We start from the raw sequence: 18561 nt of genomic DNA on the forward strand, positions 1-18561 counted from the left end.
TTCAGGGGGGAGGTCTGTAGATGGTTCGGTCCGCAGGTGATCCGCCATCGAACAGCCGACGATCCGGCAGCTGAACGCATCGAGCACGATTGCCAGGTAGAGGAGCCCCGCGCTTGTCGGGATGTCGGCGACCCAGAGCCGGCCGGGTTCATCGGCCGCAAGGCTGCGGTCGACCAGGTCCGGCAGAACTCCGGTCTCACGCGCAAACCAGGCCGTCGCCTTTCAGCTTCAGCTACCGGTTCTCAAGCGAAGCCGCTGCTGGCTGAACGGCGCCTGCTCTACAGTGGTGACGAACCGCGGCGCGGACGCCAGAACGAGCCCGGCGAAGCGGGCGGGTAGAGCGGGCATGGCGGTTTTGCTTGGCGTTTACGCCATCAGCCTTTCCGTCACGCCCGCCTGGTCACCTCACCACGGCCGCAGCGCACCCAAATGATCAACTTGGAGTTGAGATCCTGGCGCATCAGTCCGTCGGCCCACCCTGAGTTCTTTGGCTTCGATCATCGATACCATAAAAAATCACTATAGAATATAGATATATTTCTGGCTATGAGTTGTAATCATGCAATTTGCGTCATTCATTCACATTTTTCGCCGACGCCGATCGGCCATGCAGCCAGTCAATGACCAAGAACATGGCGATCGCGAAGATCGTCAGGAGGGCGGCCATGGCGAGGATCGACGGATTGATCTGATCGCGGATGCCCGACCACATCTGGCGGGGGATCGTCCTCTGTTCGGTTCCGCCGATAAACAGGATGACGATGACCTCGTCGAAGGAGGTGGCGAAGGCGAAGACGGCACCGGTGGCGACGCCGGGTGCAATGAGCGGCAGCGTCACGCGCCGGAAGGTCTCGAGCGGCGGCGCTCCGAGGCTGGCGGCGGCCCGCACGAGATTCCAGTTGAACGACATCAGAGTGGCGGTGACGGTGATCACCACGAAGGGCGTGCCGAGCGCCGCGTGAGCCAGGATGACGCCGGCATAGCTGTTGGTGAGGCCCAGCGGCGAGAAGACGAGGTAGAGGCTGACGGCAACAACGACGATCGGGATGATCATCGGCGAGATCAGGAGCGGCATGATGAAGCCGCGGAACGGGAAGGACGGCCGGCTGATGCCCATCGCCGCCGCCGTGCCGAGGATGGTCGCGATCGCCGTACTGGCGATGCCGACGACGAAGCTGTTGACGATCGCCAGCCGCCAGTCCTCGGACGACACGAGTGCGGCGTACCAGCGGGTGCTGAAGCCCGACATCGGATAGGAGAAATAGGCGCTCTCGTTGAAGGAGAGCGGGATGACGATCAGCACCGGGGCGACGAGGAAGGCGAGGACGGCGGCCGAGAAGAGGCGCAGAACCGTCCGGCCGACGCGTTCCGTGAGCGTGATTGACTGCATGAGGGCCACCTATCCCAGCCGAAGCCGGTCGACGCCGACGAAGTGGTTGAAGACGAAGTAGACCGCGAGCGTCAGCAGCACGAGATAGACCGACAGCGCACCGGCCAGGCCCCAGTTCAGCTGGCGGTCCATCTGGAAGGCGATGAGCTGGCTGATCATCTCGTCGCCGCCGCCGCCGAGGAGGGCAGGGGTGATGTAGTAGCCGATGGCCAGCACGAAGACGAGGAACGTGCCCGTCCCGATGCCCGGCAGGGTCTGGGGCACGTAGACCCTGAGGAATGCGACGGCGGGATGGGCGCCGAGCGACACCGCCGCCCGCTGATAGGTCGGCGAGATGCCCCGCATGACCGCGTAGTTCGCCAGGATCATGAAGGGCAGGAGCACGTGCGTCATGCCGACGAGGACGCCGGTGCGGTTGAACATCAGCGCCAGCGGCGCGGTCGTCAGGCCGGCCTGCGCGAGGAGCGCGTTGACGACGCCGTTCGGCTGGAGGAGCACGTACCAGGCGGTCGTGCGCACGAGCAGCGAGGTCCAGAACGGCACGATGACGAAGATCATCAGCCGATTGCTCTGGCGCGGCGGCAGCGTGGCGAGGAGGTAGGCGACGGGATAGCCGAGCAGGAGGCAGATCAGGGTGACCGAGCCGCTGATCAGGAAGGTGCGCGCGAAGGCCGCCTGATAGATCCGCTGGTCGGGGGGCAGCTCCGCGAGGCCATGGGGCCCGGCCCTCAGGTCGACGGCCGCCAGCAGGTAGTCCGGGGTGACCCGGGCCGAGGCCCGCTGGATGAAGCGCCAGGTCTCCGTCTCCCCCCAGTGGCGGTCGATGTCGAGGAAGGCTTGCTCCACGGGGCCGGCGGCGGGATCGGGCAAGCGGCGCGCGGTCTTCAGGATCAGGCTGCGGAAGCCGGGCTCGTAATTGTTGAGCCGCCGGGCCGCCGAGACGAGGGTCCCATTCTGCTGTGCGGCGGCCATGTCGGCGGCCAGCGCCTCGAAGACGGGCGGCGGCGGGAGCGCCGCCCCGCTCCACCCGGCCAGGCCGGCCGAGACGCGCGGAAACGCCGCCGCCACGTCGTCGCTCTGGATGCTGCGCACGAGCAGGGCGCCGATCGGGTAGAGGAAGACCGCGACGAGGAAGACGAGGAGCGGCAGGGCGAAGGCCAGCGACCGCATCGCCTCGCTGCGCCGGGCGGCCCTGTAGGCGTCGCGGCCCGCCTGCGGCATCGATCTCACCTCGGAGCCTGCCGCCATCGCTCGCACCTCACCGATCGCCAAGACCGCATCCTTTCCTTTGAAAGACGACGGGCGCCCCATGCCGGCCGGGGCGCCCCGCGCGTCACCGGCCGAGCCAGGTCATGAAGCGGCTGTTGATGCTGTCGTATTTGTCGGCCCAGAACTCGGCGTCGATCTGAAGCGCGTTCTTGAAGTTGTCCGGCGCGGTCGGCATATCGGGCAGGACGGCCTTGTTCATCATCTCGACCGAGGACTTGCGCGGCGAGGCATAGGCGATGAAGTTCGAGAGCTTCCAGATATTATCCTTGGTGGAGGCATATTTGATGAAATTCTCCGCGAGCTCCTTGTCCTTGGCTCCGGTCGGGATACCCCACCACTCGTAGTCGTAGACCTGCCCGTCCCAGACGATGGCGAAGGGCTTGTTCTCCTTCTTCTGCGCGTCGTAGATGCGGCCGTTATAGGCCATCGTCATCGCGACGGCGCCGTCGGCGAGGAGCTGCGGCGGCTGCGAGCCGGCCTCCCACCAGACGATCTGGTCCTTGATGGTGGAGAGCTTGTTCAGGGCACGCTTGATGCCGTCGTCGGTCGCCAGCACCTTGTAGACCTCGCCGGCCGGCACGCCGTCCGCCATCAGCGCCCATTCCAGGCTGACCTTCGGGCTCTTGCGCAGGCCCCGCTTACCCGGAAACTTCTGGGTGTCGAAGAAGTCGGCGATCGTCGTCGGCCGCGTCTGCATCTTGTTCGTGTCGTAGGCGAAGACGGTCGACCAGATCATGGAGGACACGGCGCAGGGCAGGATGGCGCCCTTGATGAAGTCCGACCGGTCGCCGAGGAGCGCCGGGTCCAGCTTCTGCAGGAGGCCTTCGTCGCAGCCGGTGATGGCGTCGTTGGTCTCGAGGTCGATGAGGTCCCAGGTCGTATTGCGGGCCTCGACCATGGCGCGCAGCTTGGCGACGCCGCCGTCGTATTGCTCGGTCGCGATCTTGACGCCCTGACTCGCCGCGAAGGGCTTGAACCAGGCCTTGTCGGCCGCCGCCTCGAAGGCTCCGCCGTAATCGACGATGTTGAGGGTCTTCTCCTGGGCGGCGGCCGGCATGGCCAGCAGGGCGCAGCCCACCGCCAGCAGGGCGGCCGCTCTCGACGCAGTTCGTCCGGCTCTCATGATCGTTCCCCTGGGTGATGCGATGGAGGTTTCAGGTCGGCCGGGCATCGACGACCTTGCAGTCGTCGTAGCGCCAAGAGACGCCGACGGGCTCGCCGTTCGCCGGCAGGACCGTCCGCTGGGTGTTCGGGACCTTGATGACAAAGTGCCCCGCATGGCCGGTGGCGAGGTGGATCCGGCGGTGGTCGCCGCAGTAGATGATCTCCTCGACCGTCCCCGAGAGGCGGTTCTGAGCGTCGCCGTCGCCGGGATCGACCGTGACACGCTCCGGCCGGAGCGCCAGGACGGCGGCATCCCCGGGCCTGAGGGCGCCGCCCGCCCGGCCCTTGAAGGTCCGGCCGCCCGGCAGCGTCAGCACGGCGTAACCGTCCTCGACGCTGGAGACTTGACCGGCCAGTGCGTTGTTCTCGCCGATGAAGTCGGCGACGAAGGCATTCTCGGGATCCTCGTACAGGTTGGCCGGCGAGGCGATCTGCTGGATCGCGCCGCCCTCGAAGACGGCGACGCGGTCCGACATGGTGAGCGCCTCGCCCTGATCGTGGGTGACGTAGACGATCGTGACGCCGAGCCGGCGGTGCAGCCGCTTGATCTCGTACTGCATCGTCTCGCGCAGCGCCTTGTCGAGCGCGCCGAGCGGCTCGTCCATGAGGACGAGCCGCGGCTCGAAGACGAGGGCGCGGGCAAGCGCGACGCGCTGCTGCTGGCCGCCGGAGAGCTGGCTCGGCTTGCGCTCCCCCAGACGCCCCAGCTCGATCATGTCGAGCGCGCGGGCCACGCGATCCCGCTGCTCGGCCTTCGCCACGCCTCGCACGGACAGCGGGAAGGCGATGTTCTCGGCAACGCTCATGTGCGGGAACAGGGCGTAGTTCTGGAAGACCATCCCGATGTCGCGCTTGTGGGGCGGCAACTCGTTCAGCGTCCGTCCGTTGAGCCGGATCGTTCCCCCGCTGGGGCTTTCGAAGCCTGCGAGCAGCATCAGGGTCGTGGTCTTGCCCGAGCCGGAGGGACCGAGCAGCGACAGGAACTCGCCTTCGGCGATCTCCAGATTCAGGTCCCGGATGACATAGCTCTCGCCGTCATACGTCTTGCGGATGTGGGAGAAGGTCACGAACGGGTTGGACGCGGCGGATGCGGCCATTCAGGCACCCTTTCCGAAGGCGCGCCGATGGTTCCGCCCGATACGCGCATCCGAGCTGGCACTTTGCTTGCCGTCATCTTCGATTGTGCGCGCTCGGCTGGCTGGCATGGCGTCCTCGTCGACCCTGGGTTGGGTAAAACTAAGTCGACCCTGGGGTGGACAAAGCTAAACATGCAATCTTTGCTGCCGCAAGGCCGCCAGGGCGGCGGGGCGTCCGTCGTGGGATAGGATTTTCCGAAGCATTGCAGAGGGCGCGCCTCGTCAGGCACGGGCGGACGGGCCGGCGGCAGAATCGACGGTTCGAAAAAGCGATGCCGCACGGGGAGGCGAGGGCCTTGCGCTCGGCCCATGACCCGGATGCCGGCCTCCATTCTCGCACTTCTCGACCGCCTGATCGCCGTTCCGACGGTCAGCCGCGATCCCGACCGCGAACCGATCGACTTCGCCGCCGGCGTCCTCGCCGTGCGCAATGCGGCGATCGGGATCGAGACCGTGAACGCCTGTCCGGCGCTCGACACGCCGCCCGAGGCGGAGGTCGTCGCCTTACGCCAAGGCGCCGGTCGAGGGCGAGGGTCATCGCAAGGTCGCCTTCGGCACCGGAGGCGGCCTCTTCCGCGAGGGCCTTTCGATCCCCCCGTCGTCGGCGGGCAGGGCCCGATGGACCAGGGCCACGAGCCGGACGAGTTCATCGCGCTCGACCGAATGATGGACCGGCTCCTCGCCCGGTTGCGGACCCGAGCGGGGGGTCGGCCTCGGAAAGGCCGAAGCACTGCTGATCCAAATCGTAATGTTCGCGATTTCCGAGCTGCGCTAGCCCAGAGAACAAGCGTTGCCCAGGGAAGGACGTGGCAGATGTCAGTGGAGACGATCGACACGCTCGTGGTCGGGGCCGGTCAGGCCGGGGTCGCGATGAGCGAGCACCTGACGAAGCAGGCCGTGCCCCATCTCGTCCTCGAACGGGCGCGGATCGCCGAGCGCTGGCGCTCGGCCCGCTGGGACTCGCTCGTCGCCAACGGTCCGGCCTGGCACGACCGCTTCCCCGGCCTCGACTTCACCGCCTTCGACGAGGACGCCTTCGTGCCGAAGGACCAGGTAGCCGATTACTTCGCCGCCTATGCCCGCGCCTTCGGCGCCCCGATCCGCTGCGGTGTCGAGGTGACGAAGGTGCGGCGGCTCGACGGGCGTCCGGGCTTCCGGGTCGAGACCTCGCACGGGACCATCGAGGCGAACAGCGTCGTCGCCGCGACGGGCGCCTTCCAGAAGCCGGTGATTCCGCCGATCGTGCCGGCCGGGGCAGGCCCCGACCAGATCCACTCGAACGCCTACCGCAACCCGTCCGCGCTGCCGCCGGGGGCGGTCCTGGTGGTCGGCGCGGGCTCCTCCGGCGTCCAGATCGCCGACGAGCTGCTGCGGGCGGGACGGCGGGTCACCCTCTCGGTCGGTCCCCACGACCGGCCGCCGCGCGCCTATCGCGGCCGTGACTTCGTGTGGTGGCTCGGCGTCCTCGGCAAGTGGGACATCCAGGCCCGCGCACCCGGCACGGAGCATGTCACCATCGCGGTGAGCGGTGCCCATGGCGGCGAGACGATCGACTTCCGCCGCCTCGCCCATCGCGGCATGACGCTGGTCGGCCGGACGCTGGACTACCGCGACGGCGTCCTGAGCTTCGCGCCCGATCTCGCGGCGACCCTCGTGCGCGGCGACGCCTATTATCTCGCGCTCCTCGACGAGGCCGACGCCTACGCCGCGCGCAATGGGCTCGACCTGCCGCAGGAGCCCGAGGCCCGCGTCTTCCCACCCGATCCCGCCTGCGTCACCGATCCGATCGAGCGCCTCGACCTCGCGCAGGCCGGCATCTCGGCGATCGTCTGGGCGACGGGCTACACCTCCGATTTTCGCTGGCTGGAGGTGGGCGCGTGCGATGCGCAAGGCCGGCCGGACCACCAGCGCGGCGTCTCCCGCGAGCCCGGCATCTACTTCCTCGGCCTCCCCTGGCTCTCGGGCCGCGCCTCCAGCTTCATCTGGGGCGTCTGGCACGATGCCCGCTATCTCGCGGACCACATCGCGACGCGGCGCAGCTACCTGGACCATCACGTCGCCCGGTGCCGCACCGCGTCGGCGGTCTCGCCGGCAGCCTGACGCCGCGCCTCCCGCCCGCCCGTTTCCCCCTGCATGGAGCCTGCCGTGACGGCACATACGCGCATCCGCAAGTTCAACACCAAGGACACCTATCCGGAGCAGAAGCTCGACAACGACCTCTGCCAGACCGTGGTGGCGAAAGGCAGCATGGTCTTCGTTCGCGGCCAGATCGGCCAGGACCTCGACACCTCGCAGAGCGTTGCCATCGGCGACCCGACCGGCCAGGCCGAGAAGGCCATGGCCAATATCGAGATGCTGCTGACGGAAGCGGGTGCCCGGCTCGAGCACATCTGCAAGATCACGATCTACATCGTCGATCCGCGCTACCGCGAGGCGGTCTACCGCGTCGTCGGGCGTTGGCTGAAGGGCGTCTATCCGGTCTCCACGGGCATCGTCGTCTCGGCCCTCGCCCGACCCGAATGGCTGGTCGAGATCGACGCCATCGCCGTCATCCCGGAGGACGCCGCGTGACCTTCTCGATCGTCGCGCGCTGCCGGGAAACGGGTATGTTCGGCGTCGCGGTCTCCTCCTCCTCACCGGCCGTCGCGGCGCGCTGCGCCCATGCGCGGGCCGGGGTCGGGGCGGTCGCGAGCCAGAACGTCACCGATCCCTCGCTCGGCCCCCGCACGCTGGACCTGATGGCGCTCGGCGCCGGCGCCAGGCAGGCCGTCGAGGTGCTGCGCGCCTCGACGGCGCACATGGAATTCCGCCAGGTCCTCGCCATCGACGGCCGGGGCGAGGCGGCCGTCCATTCCGGCCCGCGCGCCCTCGGCATCTTCGCCGAGGCGACGGGCGAGAGCGTCGCCTGCGGCGGCAACCTTCTGGCCAGCCCCGACGTGCCTCGGCGGATGGTGGAGGCCTTCGAGGCCTCGTCCGGCCATCTCGGCGACCGCCTCGTCGCCGTCATGCGCGCGGCGGTCGCGGCGGGGGGCGAGGCCGGGCCGTTGCGCTCGGTCGGCATGACGCTGGTCGACCGGGTGTCCTGGCCGGTCGCGGACCTGCGCGTCGACTGGACCGAGGATTGCCCCGTCGAAGCGCTGGCCGCGCTCTGGGCGCTCTACAAGCCGCAGCTCGCGGACTACGTGACCCGCGCCCTCGATCCCGGCGCCGCGCCGAGCTACGGGGTTCCCGGCGACGAGTAGTCCGATGCTATAGAGGGGCGGTGCCGAAACGCCGCCCCTGAGGCCTGGATGCGCTACACACTGCGCCAGCTGGAATATTTCATCGCGGTGGGCGAGGCCGGCAGCATCACGCTCGCCTCCGAGCGCGTCCACATCTCGCAGCCGTCGATCTCCGCCGCCGTCTCCCATCTGGAGCAGGAGCTGAACGTCCAGCTCTTCGTGCGCCACCACGCGCAGGGCCTGTCGCTGACGCCGGCCGGCCGCGACCTCCTGCGCGAGGCGAAGAGCCTCGTGGCGCAGGCCGAGAGCCTCTATCTGCGAGCGACGGAGGCGACGGGGCTGGTGCGTGGCTCTCTGTCGCTCGGCTGCATGGTCACGCTGGCGCCGATGCTGGTGCCGGAGCTGACGCATTCGTTCACCTCGGCCTTTCCGACCGTCTCCATCCGCACGGTCGAGCGCAACCACGACGAGCTGTTCGAGGGCATCCGGCATTCGGAACTCGACATCGCCCTCTGCTACGATCTCCATGTTCCCGACGACATCGAGTTCACGCCGCTGGTCGAGCTGCCGCCGCACGTCCTGATGGGCGAGGCCAATCCGCTCGCGCGGCAGCCCTCCGTCGTCCTCGAGGACATCGCGGCCAAGCCGATGATCCTCCTCGACCTGCCGATCAGCCGCGAATACTTCCTGGCGCTGTTCCTCAAGCAGGGACTGGAGCCGACCATCGCCGCGCGCTCGGCCCATCACGAGGTGGTGCGCACCATGGTCGCCAACGGCTACGGCTATTCCATCCTCAACGCCACGCCCCGCTCGGACTACGCCCTCGATGGCCGCCGGCTGGTGCGCATCCGTCTCGCGGGCGAGCATCGGCCGATGACGATCGGCGTCGCCACGCTGAAGTCGCTGCGCAAGACCCAGCTCGTCGCCGCCTTCGCGGCCCATTGCCGGGCGCATATCTCGGATTCCTACATTCCCGGCATGGTCGCTCCGAGCTTCGGGCCCCGCAAGCGATAGGGCCTCGTCCGGTCTCTCACGGATCGGCGGTGGGCGGCGCTTCGAAGCGGGCTGCGAAATAGTCGACGCAGTGGTCCACGAAGCGCCCGAGGAGCGGGTCGCCCTCGTCCCGGTCGCGCGTCGCCAGCACGATCCGCAGCGGCCGGAGGGCGTCGCGCAGCCGCAGCACCTTCAACGATTTGAGATCGTAGGTCGTCGCGGTGTGGGGGCGCATCACCAGGAGCGTAAATCCGAAGCCGTTGCCGACCGCGCTGCGCACGGCCTCCAGCGAGGTCGAGACATAGGCGATGGGCGGCGCGATGCCGTGCTCGCGCAGGAGATCCTCGAAATAGCCCCGGCTGCCCGGTCCGTCGAACATCACGTAGGGCTCCTGCGCCAGCTCGCGCAGCCAGACCGAGCGCTTGCCCGCCAGCGGATGGTCGGCCGCGATGACCGCCATCGGCGGCAGCGCCGCGAGCGGCAGGACCGACAGGCCCGCGAGATCGGCCCCGAGATCGTAGGTCAGTGCGAGGTCGAGGCTCCCCGCCCGCACCTCCTCGGCCAGGGCCGTCAGGCTCAGCTCGCGCGTGACCATCCGCACCCCGGGATGGCGGTCGAGATGGCCGCGCACGAGGCTCGCGGCGAAGAACGGGGCGAGCGTCGCGAAGCAGCCGAGGCGGATCTCCCCGGCGACCTGGGAGGCGAGCGCCGCGGCCTCGCGCGCCACCTGCTCGGCCTGCCGCTCGAGTTCCGCGGCATGCTGCAGGAAGGCACGTCCCTGCCGGGTCAGGGTCGTGCCGCGCGCGTGCCGGCGGTCGAAGAGGCGCAGGCCCGTGACGTCCTCCAGCTTCTCGATCGCCTGCGCGACGGCGGGTTGGGAGATGTTGAGGGCGCGCGCGGCCTGGGCGATCCCCCCGGCCTCCGCCACGGCGCGGAAATAGGTGCATTGCCGCAGGGTGAAGCGAACCATATTCTGCCTTTCTCGAAGGCATGAGTTTCGAAGTTTTTACCTGTTCCGGCGCGTGCTAGCCAGGAGGCATCGCGAATGGATCGAGGCGTGAGCCAAGTTCTCGCCCTCCGCACAGTGAAGGACGCGCCCTATGTCGTCGCACGCCCCGCTCGACGAGTTGCTTCAGGCCGCCCGCCGCCCCTTCCACGATGCGGTGGCGATGCCGCCCGGGGTCTACAAGGACGAGGGTTTCCTCCGGCGCGAACTGGAGACCATCTTCGCGCAGGAATGGATGTGCGTCGGGCGCGCCAGCGCGCTTGCCGCACCCGGCGACTATCTCACCTACGAGCTGGCGAACCAGCCGATCATCGTCCTGAGGGACCAGAAGGGCGAGCTGCGGGCCCTGTCCAACGTCTGCCTGCACCGCATGTCGACGCTGCTGGAGGGGTCGGGCCGCGCGCGCAGCATCGTCTGCTCCTACCACGCCTGGACCTACAATCTCGACGGCACGCTGCGGGGCGCGCCGTTCATGAAGGAGACGACGGGCTTCTGCAAGGAGGCCTACACGCTGCCGCAGATCCGCTGCGAGGAATGGCTCGGCTGGATCTACGTGACGCTCAATCCCGACGCGCAGAGCGTCCGCGAGCGATTCCGCCCGGTCGAGAAACTGGTCGGACATTACGGCATGGAGAACTATGTCGAGTGCTTCCGCGAGACCCATGTCTGGGACACGAACTGGAAGGTGCTCGCCGAGAACTTCATGGAGAGCTACCACCTGCCGGTCTGCCACGCGGCGACGGTGGGCCCGCATTCCCGGCTCGAAGAGATGATCTGCCCGCCGGGCCTGCCGGACTTCAACTATCACTGGATCACCAAGGAAGCGTCGCTGGCGATCGGGAACGCCCATCCCGACAACGTCCGGCTGGAAGGCCACTGGCGCAAGACGACGGCGCTCCTCGCCCTTTATCCCAGCCATCTCATCACGCTGACGCCGGGATATTTCTGGTACCTCTCGCTCCACCCCAAGGGTCCGGGCCAGGTCCACATCACCTATGGCGGCGGGCTTTCGCCGGAATTCATGGCCGATCCGAAGGCAGAGGACTATGTCCGCGACCTGAAGCGGCTCCTCGACGAGGTGAACCTCGAGGACCGCGGCTGCACCGAGAAGGTCTATCGCGGGCTGAATGCCGCGGCGGCCAAGGCGGGCCACCTCTCCTATCTCGAGCGACCGATCTACGATTTCCTGCAATACATCGCCGCGCGCACCGGCGGTTTCGAGCGCGCGTTCCAGATCGCGGCCGAATAGGCCGTCCAGGACAATAGGCCGTCGAGGACCTTTCGAGGTGATTCATCCCGCGGCGGCGACTGCTCCGGCGGCGGCCCCGCACCGGACAACCGAGTCAAGCCATGGCGAACATCACCTGGAAGCCCGAAGGCCGTTCCGACGTGGTCGCGGAGGTGCGCGATGGCTGCACGCTCATGGAGGCGGCCGTGGCACATTCCGTTCCCGGCATCTTCGGAGATTGCGGCGGTGCCCTGGCCTGCGCGACCTGCCACGTCGTCGTCGCCGAGGAGTGGCTCGCCGCAACCGGACGGCCAGGTCCGGACGAGGACGAGATACTGGACATGGTGGAAGCCGGTCGGCGACCGAACAGTCGGCTGAGCTGCCAGATCCGCGCTCATGCGGACCTCGACGGCCTCGTCCTCCACGTTCCGGTCTCGCCGGCATGAGCGCCGGCGCCATGCACCCCCGCACGGTCGTCGTCGGTGCCGGTCAGGCCGCCGTCGCCTTGATCGCCAGGCTCCGTGCGTTGGATGCGGACCGCCGGATCACCCTCGTCGGCGACGAGCCCGTCCTTCCCTACCAGCGCCCGCCTCTCTCGAAGGATTACCTCAAGGGGGAGCTTGCAGCCGACGGCCTGTCGCTGCGCCCGCGCGACTGGTTCGAGGCGCAGGGGGTCGAGTTGCGTCTCGGCCGCTCCGCCGTCGCGATCGACAGGGAGGCGAAGACGCTCGCCCTCGATGATGGAGCGGCGATCGGCTACGACCATCTGGCCCTCTGCCTCGGCAGCGAGCCGCGCCGTCTGCCGGCGGCGGCGGGCGGGTCCCTCGCCGGCGTCCACGTGCTCCGCCGCATGGCCGACGCCACCGCACTCCGCCCCGCCTTGGCCGGCGCGAGCCGCGTCCTCATCGTCGGCGGCGGCTATCTCGGGCTGGAGGTGGCGGCGGCCGTGTCGGGCGCGGGGCGGGCGGTGACCGTTCTGGAGGCCGCCCCGCGCCTCCTTCACCGCGTCGCGGCCGCGCCGACCTCCGATTATTTCCGGGACCTGCACCGTCGCCACGGCGTTCGCGTCCTGGAGGGACTGGGCCTCGTGGCCCTCTCGGGACCGGATCGCGTCGAGCGTGCCATCCTGTCGGACGGGAGCGAGCTGGCCATCGACCTTGTCCTGGTCGGGATCGGCACCGCGCCGGTCGTGGATCTGGCGGCCCGCGCCGGCCTCACCGTCGAGGACGGCATCGCGGTGGACGAGCGCTGCCGGACCTCGGACCCGTCCATTCTCGCCGCGGGCGATTGCACGAGCTTCCCCCATGCCGGCGACCGCATCCGGCTGGAGTCGGTACAGAACGCGATCGCGCAAGGCGAGACCGCCGCGGCCACCCTCTGCGGGCTTGAGAGCCCCTACCGGCCCAAGCCCTGGTTCTGGTCGAACCAGTACGACGTGCGGCTCCAGATCGCCGGCCTGTGCAAAGGCTACGACGCGACTCTCGTACGCCCAGGCAAGCGGCCCGGATCGCAATCCGTCTGGTATTTCCGCAAATCGTCGCTGATTGCCGTCGATGCGATGAACGATCCCGCGACCTACATGATCGGCCGCAAGCTGGTCGATGCGGGAATCAATCCACATAAATCTGATCTTGCCAATCTAGATTTTTCGATAAATTCGCTAATCACTTGTTGATATATTGTAAATTACTATAAATGTATTTTTTAGATTTGACGGATTTGATATCGAGCTCGCCGACCGGCATGAACCGACTTGATCTAAATATGATAGATGCTCTGTTTCATAAGCGCTTGGTGACGGGCCAACTGGTCAGGCTGCCTGCTGGGGTCCGTTGAGCGGCTCCCAGCTCGAGGGCAACCGATCGTCCAGGTCGAGGGAGGCGCGCCAGATCCAGTTCAGCCTGCGCTGCTGCGCCCGCGGGCTCGTTCTGACCCCCGGCCGGGCGGGAACGGGCGACGGCGGGGAACTGGCCCGCGATTTGCAGGAGAGGCCTTATGTTTGAATTCGCTCCAGAACTGTTCTTGCTTCATTCGCGTGATGTCCTGTTTGGCTATTGCATCATGGCCTCGCTGGCGATTTTGCTAGGACGCATAATAAATATAAGATGACCCAAAATCCTGACTTTCCCTGCAAGGCTACGATCGCTCGCTTATATCGGAACAGCCCTACGAAGGCGTCGTCGGGAGTGGCCTGACTGAGAGCGTGTTCAACCAGGAGCATCTCAGTCGAAACTCGCTCCCCAGGGGGCATCGGCGACCCAAACGCGCGAACCGGTCTCGTGGGTCGTCGCCGGAGAAGCCGGTGGAAGGCTCAAGGTACGCGGCGGAGGCGCACCGAAGGCAGCACCCCGATATCCGGGCGACGCCCTCCATGAGCCGCGCCGGCTGCTGCGACGACAACGCCCCCGATGGAGAGTGTCCTCCACACTCTCGAGGTCGAACTCGTCCACCCGCAACGAGGGGCGACCCGCGATGAGGCCCGGCGCGACCGGTTCGCCTCCATCGAGGGACGTTCCCATCGACAGCGCATCCACTCCGCTCCCGGCGACATCACGCCCGAGCAGGCCGAGCGGAATGCAGGCCAATCCCGTGTCCGCGAGAACGGGGGAGGATCGATCTTCTCTCGCCCGGCAATGCTTCAATCGGCCTTGCGCGTATCGAGCAGCGCCCAGTTGCCGTCCTTCACCTCGACGACGTAGATCGGCTTGATCGCGTCGCGCTCCTCGCCGAACGAGATGCTGCCCTCCAATGCATCGACGTCCTTCAGCGACGCCAGGGCATCGCGGACGGCCGTGCGCTCGGCGGCGAGCTTGCCCGGTTCGGCCGTCACCTTGGCGCGCGAGGCCGCCTCGGCGACTAGGTAGACGATGTCGTAGGCGGCGGCGTCCTGCTGGTTCGGCTCGTGGCGGGCGATGCCGGCGGCCTTCGTCCGCTCGCCGAACGCTTGGGCGAAAGCCTGCGTGCGGGCGTTCAGCGCGGGAAAGAACGTCGTCCCGATGGTTAGGGCCTCGCCCGCGCCCTCCATCCGCCGCGGCAGCTCCGGATCGGCGATGGTGGTGCCGCCGACGAGTCGGCCCTTCACGCCCTGGCGCTTCATCTCCTTGGCGAGGTTCACCGCCGCCTCGGGCGGAGCGCCGAGCCCGATGACGTCGGCCTGCATCTGCGCCAGGCGCGAGACCTGCGGCGACAGGTCGAAGGCATTGTACTGGAAGTCGACGCTGCCCTTCACGGGAATCGCGTACTTCGCCATCAGGCCCGGCAGCACCGCCGTGCCGATCGACTTCGACACCACGTCGTCGGTGGCGTACGCGATGGCGCCGCTGGCGCTCGGCAACTTCTTGTCCTTGAGCGTCGCCAGGACCTGGTCGATGACCTTGCCCTCGTCGCGGGTGTTGCGGAAGGCGTAGGAGAAGCCCTTGGTCAGGGTGGGCGCCGAGGACGACATCGACATCTGCACGATGCCGAGGCGCTCGCCGGCCGGGAACGCGACCCGGACCTCGCTGGAGCTGAACGGGCCGATGACCGCCATCGCCTTGTCGTCCTCGGCGAAGCGGCGGACCGCGAGGGCGGCCTGCTTCGGGTCGCCGCCGGTGTCGAACTTGACCAGCCGCAGGGTGTGGCCGCCGACGCCGCCCTTGGCGTTGATCTCGGCGACCGCCATGTCGACCGCCACCTCGTTGGTGTTGGCAAGGCTCACATAGGGGCCGGTCTTCGCCATCGAGAAGCCGAGGACGATCTCGCCCGCCCGGGCGCCGGGCGCCGCGAGCAGACACACCGCCATGACCGCCCCACCCACCGTCTTGCCCGTCGCTGTCATCACCCGTCCCCTCATGGTTGGTTGACTCGTGGTCGGCCGATCCTGCGCCGGTTGCTTCAGTGCAGGGCGGCCGGCTCGCCGGCGGCGCGGCCGAGATAGGCTTCCGCGAGGCGCGGATCGCCGGCGAGTTGCGCCGGGTCGCCCGCCATCACGATCCGCCCCAGTTCCAGCACGGCGGCCGTGTGGGCCACGGCGAGGGCCTGGGCGGTGTTCTGCTCGACGAGCAGGATCGTGATCCCGTCGCGGTTCAGCTCGCGGATCAGGGCGAACAGGTGCCCGATGAACAGCGGCGACAGGCCCAGAGACGGCTCGTCGAGCATCAGCAGGCGTGGTCGGGCGATCATCGCCCGGCCGACCGCGAGCATCTGCTGCTCGCCGCCCGAGAGGCACGACGCGGCCATGTGGCGGCGGCGGCCGAGATTCGGGAACCGCTCGTAGATCGCCGCGATCTCGCGCCGCACGCCGTCGGGATCGCGCCGGAGATGGGCGCCGACCAGCAGGTTCTCCTCGATGGTCAGCGAGACCAGGATCCGGCGCCCCTCCGGCACCAGCACGAGGCCGCCGGCCAGCCGGGCCGGAACCCCTGCGGCGGTAATGTCGCATCCGTCGAAGACCACCCGCCCCTTGCCCGGGCGCACCACCCCGGCGACGGCCTTGAGCAGGCTGGTCTTGCCGGCCCCGTTGGCCCCGAGCAGGGCGACGATTCCGCCCTCGGGCACGGCGAGCGACAGGTCCTGGAGGGCGGCGACGTGGCCGTAGGCGACCGAGAGCCCGGCAATGTCGAGGAGAGTGCGCATCAGGCCGCCTGCCCCAGATAGGCCGCGCGCACCCGCTCGTCGCGCTGCACCTGCGCCAGCGTGCCCTCGGCGAGCTTCTGGCCGAAATCGAGGACCACGACGTGCTCGCAGACCTCGCCGACGAATTGCATGTCGTGCTCGACGACGAGCAGCGTGACGCCGCGGCGCCGCAGCAGGGCGAGGTGGTCGCGCAGCGCGTTGGTCTCGGTCGGGTTGAGGCCCGCGGCGGGCTCGTCGAGCATCAGCAGCGACGCCCCCGCCAGGGTGGCGCGCACGAGGTCGATCCGCTTGCGGATGCCGTAGGGCAGCGCCCCGACGCCCGCATCGGCATAGGCGGCGAGCCCGGCCTCGGCGAGGGCGTCGATCGCCTCGCGCCGCCAGCGGTGGTTCGGGACGAGGCGGAACGGCACCAGGAGGTCGCGCAGGCCGCGCGTGGTGGCGTGCTGGCCGACGAGCAGGTTCTCCACCACCGACAGGTGGTCCATCAGCCGGACGTTCTGGAAGCTGCGCGCGATGCCGTGCCGGATGCGCCGGCGCGAGGGCAGGGCGGTGATATCCTGCCCGGCGAGCAGGATGCGCCCGCCGGTCGGCCGGTAGACGCCGCTCACGAGGTTGAACACGGTGGTCTTGCCGGCGCCGTTGGGGCCGATCAGCGCCGTCGCCTGTCCTTTCGGCACCGTGAAGCTGAGATCCTGCAGCACCTGGAGGCCGCCGAAGGCGATCGAGAGATGCTCGATGGCGAGGAGCGCGGTCATGATCCGGAGACCTCCGTGCTCAGGCCCGTCTCGGCGGACGGGCGCCCGGGGATGCGGCCGCGCAGGCGCGCCGGCCAGCGGGCGCCGGCGGTCACCAGCCCCTGCGGGCGCAGGGCCATGACGCCGATGATGAGGAGGGCGAACAGGACGTAGCGCCAGCCGCCGCCGGCCCGCAGCATCTCGGGCAGCAGGGTGAAGAAGGCGGCGCCGACGAGCGGCCCCCACACCGTCTGGACCCCGCCGAGGAGGACGTAGAGCACCGTGAAGATGCTCAGCGCGACGTTGAAGTGCTGCGCCTCGACGAAGCTGAAATGATGGGCGTAGAGCCCGCCGCCGAGCCCCCCGACCACGGCCCCGAGGGTGAGCGCGCCGACCTGGACCGCCCGGACGTTGACGCCCATCAGGTCGGTCACGACCGGGTCGCTCTTGATCGCCGTGAGGTAGAGGGCAAAGCGCGTGCGCGACAGCAGCAGCATGGCGGCGAGGATCGCGGCGGTCGCGGCGAACACCGCCCCGGGCCCGGCATAGGCCGAGACCGGGTAGCCGGCGGCGCCGCCGACGACGTCGAGGTTCAGGAAGATCGCGGCGATCACCTGCCCGAGGGCGAAGGTCGCGAGCGCGAGGTAGATGCCCTGGCTGCGCAGGATCGGCACCGCCACGAGGAGCGCGAGCAGGCCGGCGCAGGCGCCGCCCGCGGGGATCGCCGCGCCCATCGGCCAGCCGGCCTCGTTGGTGAGGTAGGCGGCCGCGTAGGCCCCGGTCGCCATGAAGCCGGCGACGCCGAGATTGAGCTGGCCGGCGGCCATCGGCAGGTAGACCGCATAGGCCGCGATGACGTTGAAGCAGAGGATGACCAGAAGGCCGGACTGGTAGCCGGTCATTACAGCTTCTCCCGAGCCGGAGGACGGCCGAACAGGCCCTGCGGGCGCAAGACCATCACGGCGAGCAGCAGGCCGTAGACGGTGACGTTCACGACGTCGGCGCCGAGATAGGTGATCGACAGGACCTCGGTCAGGCCGATCAGCAGGCCGCCGGCGACGGCGCCCCAGATGCTGCCCATGCCGCCGAGGATCATCGCGGCGACGCCCTTGAAGCCGACGCCCTCGCCCATGAACGGCGACACCTGGAGGTAGTTGAGGGCGAACAGCACGCCCCCGAGCGCCGTGAACACCGCGCTGAGGAGGAAGATCGCCGGTACCAGCCGCCCGACGTCGATGCCGAGGATCACCGCGGTCTCGCGGCTCTCGGCGATGCTGCGGACCTGCCGGCCGAGGCTGGTGCGCGACAGGACCAGGGAGATCGCCAGGACGAGCGCCAGGGCGACCGCGAGGCTGACGAGCTGGGCGCCGCCGACGACGAGGCCGGCGATGCGCAGGTTGAAGTCCGGCACCAGCGCCGGGAAGGCCTGCTGGTCGGAACCCGCGCCGACCAGGGCGAGGTTCTCCAGCAGGACCAGGAAGCCGAGCGAGCTGACGAGGGGCACCTCGGGCTCGCGCGCCTGGCTGCGGCGGTAGGACAGCCGCTCGACGGCGAGCGCCACCAGCCCCGCCGCCGCCACCGCGCCCAGGATCGCCAGGCTCCAGTGCAGGCCCTTGCCGATCAGGACCCAGGTCACCATCCCGCCGACCATGAACAGGCCCGGGATCGAGAAGTTGAGGAAGTTCAGGATGCCGATCGACAGCGTGAACGAGACCGCCACCAGGACGTAGATCGCGCCGAGCATCAGGCCGTTGACGAGTTGCTGGGCGATCATGCGGGTCGGACCTTCGGCGCGGGACCGGCGGA

The 18561-nt window shown here is 68.7% G+C and carries 17 protein-coding genes and 2 pseudogenes; 8 read left to right on the top strand and 11 right to left on the bottom strand.

Annotated features, from left to right (window positions below):
* Positions 1 to 24: 24 nt before the first annotated feature.
* From G4G93_RS36170 to G4G93_RS26670, 5 genes and pseudogenes are all read right to left on the bottom strand, one after another.
* Positions 25 to 183 (bottom strand): annotated as a pseudogene (locus G4G93_RS36170) (IS3 family transposase); the annotation flags it as partial.
* A 388-nt stretch (positions 184 to 571) separates the two neighbouring features.
* Positions 572 to 1390 (bottom strand): ABC transporter permease, encoded by an 819-nt coding sequence (locus G4G93_RS26655; protein ID WP_206290040.1) that lies wholly within the window; start codon positions 1388 to 1390, stop codon positions 572 to 574.
* 9 nt (positions 1391 to 1399) lie between these two features.
* Positions 1400 to 2611 carry an ABC transporter permease gene (locus G4G93_RS26660; protein WP_246737027.1) on the bottom strand — a complete coding sequence of 404 codons (1212 nt, stop codon included), beginning with the start codon at positions 2609 to 2611 and terminating at the stop codon, positions 1400 to 1402.
* 112 nt (positions 2612 to 2723) lie between these two features.
* Positions 2724 to 3782 (bottom strand): ABC transporter substrate-binding protein, encoded by a 1059-nt coding sequence (locus G4G93_RS26665; protein WP_165088756.1) that lies wholly within the window; start codon positions 3780 to 3782, stop codon positions 2724 to 2726.
* Between the two features lie 31 nt (positions 3783 to 3813).
* Complete coding sequence (locus G4G93_RS26670; RefSeq protein ID WP_165088758.1) at positions 3814 to 4920, bottom strand: ABC transporter ATP-binding protein; 1107 nt, start codon at positions 4918 to 4920, stop codon at positions 3814 to 3816.
* Positions 4921 to 5772: 852 nt separating this feature from the next.
* Here G4G93_RS26670 and G4G93_RS26675 point away from each other — a divergent pair.
* Genes G4G93_RS26675 through G4G93_RS26690 form a run of 4 tightly spaced genes read left to right on the top strand, consistent with a single transcriptional unit; the run spans position 5773 to position 9194 of the window.
* The gene (locus tag G4G93_RS26675; protein ID WP_165088760.1) at positions 5773 to 7059 is read left to right on the top strand and encodes an NAD(P)/FAD-dependent oxidoreductase; all 1287 of its coding nucleotides are present in this window, start codon (positions 5773 to 5775) and stop codon (positions 7057 to 7059) included.
* 33 nt (positions 7060 to 7092) lie between these two features.
* On the top strand, positions 7093 to 7530 hold the full coding sequence (locus G4G93_RS26680) for a RidA family protein (protein WP_165088762.1): 438 nt from the start codon (positions 7093 to 7095) through the stop codon (positions 7528 to 7530).
* Complete coding sequence (locus G4G93_RS26685; RefSeq protein WP_165088764.1) at positions 7527 to 8201, top strand: DUF1028 domain-containing protein; 675 nt, start codon at positions 7527 to 7529, stop codon at positions 8199 to 8201. Before G4G93_RS26680 ends, G4G93_RS26685 begins: the two co-directional genes overlap by 4 nt.
* Positions 8202 to 8249: 48 nt before the next feature.
* Positions 8250 to 9194, top strand: a complete 945-nt coding sequence (locus G4G93_RS26690; RefSeq protein WP_165088766.1) for a LysR family transcriptional regulator — start codon at positions 8250 to 8252, stop codon at positions 9192 to 9194.
* Positions 9195 to 9210: 16 nt separating this feature from the next.
* Here the strand turns inward: G4G93_RS26690 and G4G93_RS26695 are convergent, their stop codons facing one another.
* The gene (locus G4G93_RS26695) at positions 9211 to 10143 is read right to left on the bottom strand and encodes a LysR family transcriptional regulator (protein WP_165088768.1); all 933 of its coding nucleotides are present in this window, start codon (positions 10141 to 10143) and stop codon (positions 9211 to 9213) included.
* Between the two features lie 130 nt (positions 10144 to 10273).
* Between G4G93_RS26695 and G4G93_RS26700 the strand changes: the two genes are divergently transcribed.
* The 4 genes and pseudogenes from G4G93_RS26700 to G4G93_RS26715 all read left to right on the top strand — a co-directional run.
* Positions 10274 to 11428: an aromatic ring-hydroxylating oxygenase subunit alpha gene (locus G4G93_RS26700; protein ID WP_165088770.1), complete on the top strand. Its 1155-nt coding sequence runs from the start codon at positions 10274 to 10276 to the stop codon at positions 11426 to 11428.
* Positions 11429 to 11529: 101 nt separating this feature from the next.
* The gene (locus G4G93_RS26705; protein ID WP_165088772.1) at positions 11530 to 11853 is read left to right on the top strand and encodes a 2Fe-2S iron-sulfur cluster-binding protein; all 324 of its coding nucleotides are present in this window, start codon (positions 11530 to 11532) and stop codon (positions 11851 to 11853) included.
* Complete coding sequence (locus tag G4G93_RS26710; protein ID WP_246737028.1) at positions 11850 to 13082, top strand: NAD(P)/FAD-dependent oxidoreductase; 1233 nt, start codon at positions 11850 to 11852, stop codon at positions 13080 to 13082. The genes G4G93_RS26705 and G4G93_RS26710 overlap by 4 nt, the downstream gene beginning before the upstream one ends.
* A 633-nt stretch (positions 13083 to 13715) precedes the next feature.
* A pseudogene (locus G4G93_RS26715) lies at positions 13716 to 13986 on the top strand (IS3 family transposase); the annotation flags it as partial.
* Between the two features lie 59 nt (positions 13987 to 14045).
* Here G4G93_RS26715 and G4G93_RS26720 read toward each other — a convergent pair.
* From G4G93_RS26720 to G4G93_RS26740, 5 genes are read right to left on the bottom strand one after another with little or no spacing between them, the layout of a single operon-like run.
* Positions 14046 to 15224, bottom strand: a complete 1179-nt coding sequence (locus G4G93_RS26720) for an ABC transporter substrate-binding protein (protein WP_246737040.1) — start codon at positions 15222 to 15224, stop codon at positions 14046 to 14048.
* A 56-nt stretch (positions 15225 to 15280) separates the two neighbouring features.
* Positions 15281 to 16021 carry an ABC transporter ATP-binding protein gene (locus tag G4G93_RS26725; protein WP_165088776.1) on the bottom strand — a complete coding sequence of 247 codons (741 nt, stop codon included), beginning with the start codon at positions 16019 to 16021 and terminating at the stop codon, positions 15281 to 15283.
* Positions 16021 to 16776: an ABC transporter ATP-binding protein gene (locus G4G93_RS26730; RefSeq protein WP_165088778.1), complete on the bottom strand. Its 756-nt coding sequence runs from the start codon at positions 16774 to 16776 to the stop codon at positions 16021 to 16023. Before G4G93_RS26730 ends, G4G93_RS26725 begins: the two co-directional genes overlap by 1 nt.
* Positions 16773 to 17657: a branched-chain amino acid ABC transporter permease gene (locus G4G93_RS26735; RefSeq protein ID WP_165088780.1), complete on the bottom strand. Its 885-nt coding sequence runs from the start codon at positions 17655 to 17657 to the stop codon at positions 16773 to 16775. Before G4G93_RS26735 ends, G4G93_RS26730 begins: the two co-directional genes overlap by 4 nt.
* Positions 17657 to 18529 carry a branched-chain amino acid ABC transporter permease gene (locus tag G4G93_RS26740; protein ID WP_165088782.1) on the bottom strand — a complete coding sequence of 291 codons (873 nt, stop codon included), beginning with the start codon at positions 18527 to 18529 and terminating at the stop codon, positions 17657 to 17659. Before G4G93_RS26740 ends, G4G93_RS26735 begins: the two co-directional genes overlap by 1 nt.
* Between the last annotated feature and the right edge of the window lie 32 nt (positions 18530 to 18561).

The sequence above is a fragment of the Methylobacterium sp. DB0501 genome, from assembly GCF_011043735.1.
GTDB classification, from domain to species: Bacteria; Pseudomonadota; Alphaproteobacteria; order Rhizobiales; family Beijerinckiaceae; genus Methylobacterium; species Methylobacterium alsaeris.

Bases quoted from the DNA above. Each gene is read 5' to 3' on its own strand.
- G4G93_RS26730 (WP_165088778.1), bottom strand. From the start codon at position 16,776: ATGACCGCGCTCCTCGCCATCGAGCATCTCTCGATCGCCTTCGGCGGC.
- G4G93_RS26665 (WP_165088756.1), bottom strand. From the start codon at position 3,782: ATGAGAGCCGGACGAACTGCGTCGAGAGCGGCCGCCCTGCTGGCGGTG.
- G4G93_RS26705 (WP_165088772.1), top strand. From the start codon at position 11,530: ATGGCGAACATCACCTGGAAGCCCGAAGGCCGTTCCGACGTGGTCGCG.
- G4G93_RS26655 (WP_206290040.1), bottom strand. From the start codon at position 1,390: ATGCAGTCAATCACGCTCACGGAACGCGTCGGCCGGACGGTTCTGCGC.
- G4G93_RS26690 (WP_165088766.1), top strand. From the start codon at position 8,250: ATGCGCTACACACTGCGCCAGCTGGAATATTTCATCGCGGTGGGCGAG.
- G4G93_RS26680 (WP_165088762.1), top strand. From the start codon at position 7,093: ATGGAGCCTGCCGTGACGGCACATACGCGCATCCGCAAGTTCAACACC.
- G4G93_RS26725 (WP_165088776.1), bottom strand. From the start codon at position 16,021: ATGCGCACTCTCCTCGACATTGCCGGGCTCTCGGTCGCCTACGGCCAC.
- G4G93_RS26735 (WP_165088780.1), bottom strand. From the start codon at position 17,657: ATGACCGGCTACCAGTCCGGCCTTCTGGTCATCCTCTGCTTCAACGTC.
- G4G93_RS26720 (WP_246737040.1), bottom strand. From the start codon at position 15,224: ATGACAGCGACGGGCAAGACGGTGGGTGGGGCGGTCATGGCGGTGTGT.
- G4G93_RS26695 (WP_165088768.1), bottom strand. From the start codon at position 10,143: ATGGTTCGCTTCACCCTGCGGCAATGCACCTATTTCCGCGCCGTGGCG.
- G4G93_RS26740 (WP_165088782.1), bottom strand. From the start codon at position 18,529: ATGATCGCCCAGCAACTCGTCAACGGCCTGATGCTCGGCGCGATCTAC.
- G4G93_RS26660 (WP_246737027.1), bottom strand. From the start codon at position 2,611: ATGCCGCAGGCGGGCCGCGACGCCTACAGGGCCGCCCGGCGCAGCGAG.
- G4G93_RS26710 (WP_246737028.1), top strand. From the start codon at position 11,850: ATGAGCGCCGGCGCCATGCACCCCCGCACGGTCGTCGTCGGTGCCGGT.
- G4G93_RS26675 (WP_165088760.1), top strand. From the start codon at position 5,773: ATGTCAGTGGAGACGATCGACACGCTCGTGGTCGGGGCCGGTCAGGCC.
- G4G93_RS26670 (WP_165088758.1), bottom strand. From the start codon at position 4,920: ATGGCCGCATCCGCCGCGTCCAACCCGTTCGTGACCTTCTCCCACATC.
- G4G93_RS26700 (WP_165088770.1), top strand. From the start codon at position 10,274: ATGTCGTCGCACGCCCCGCTCGACGAGTTGCTTCAGGCCGCCCGCCGC.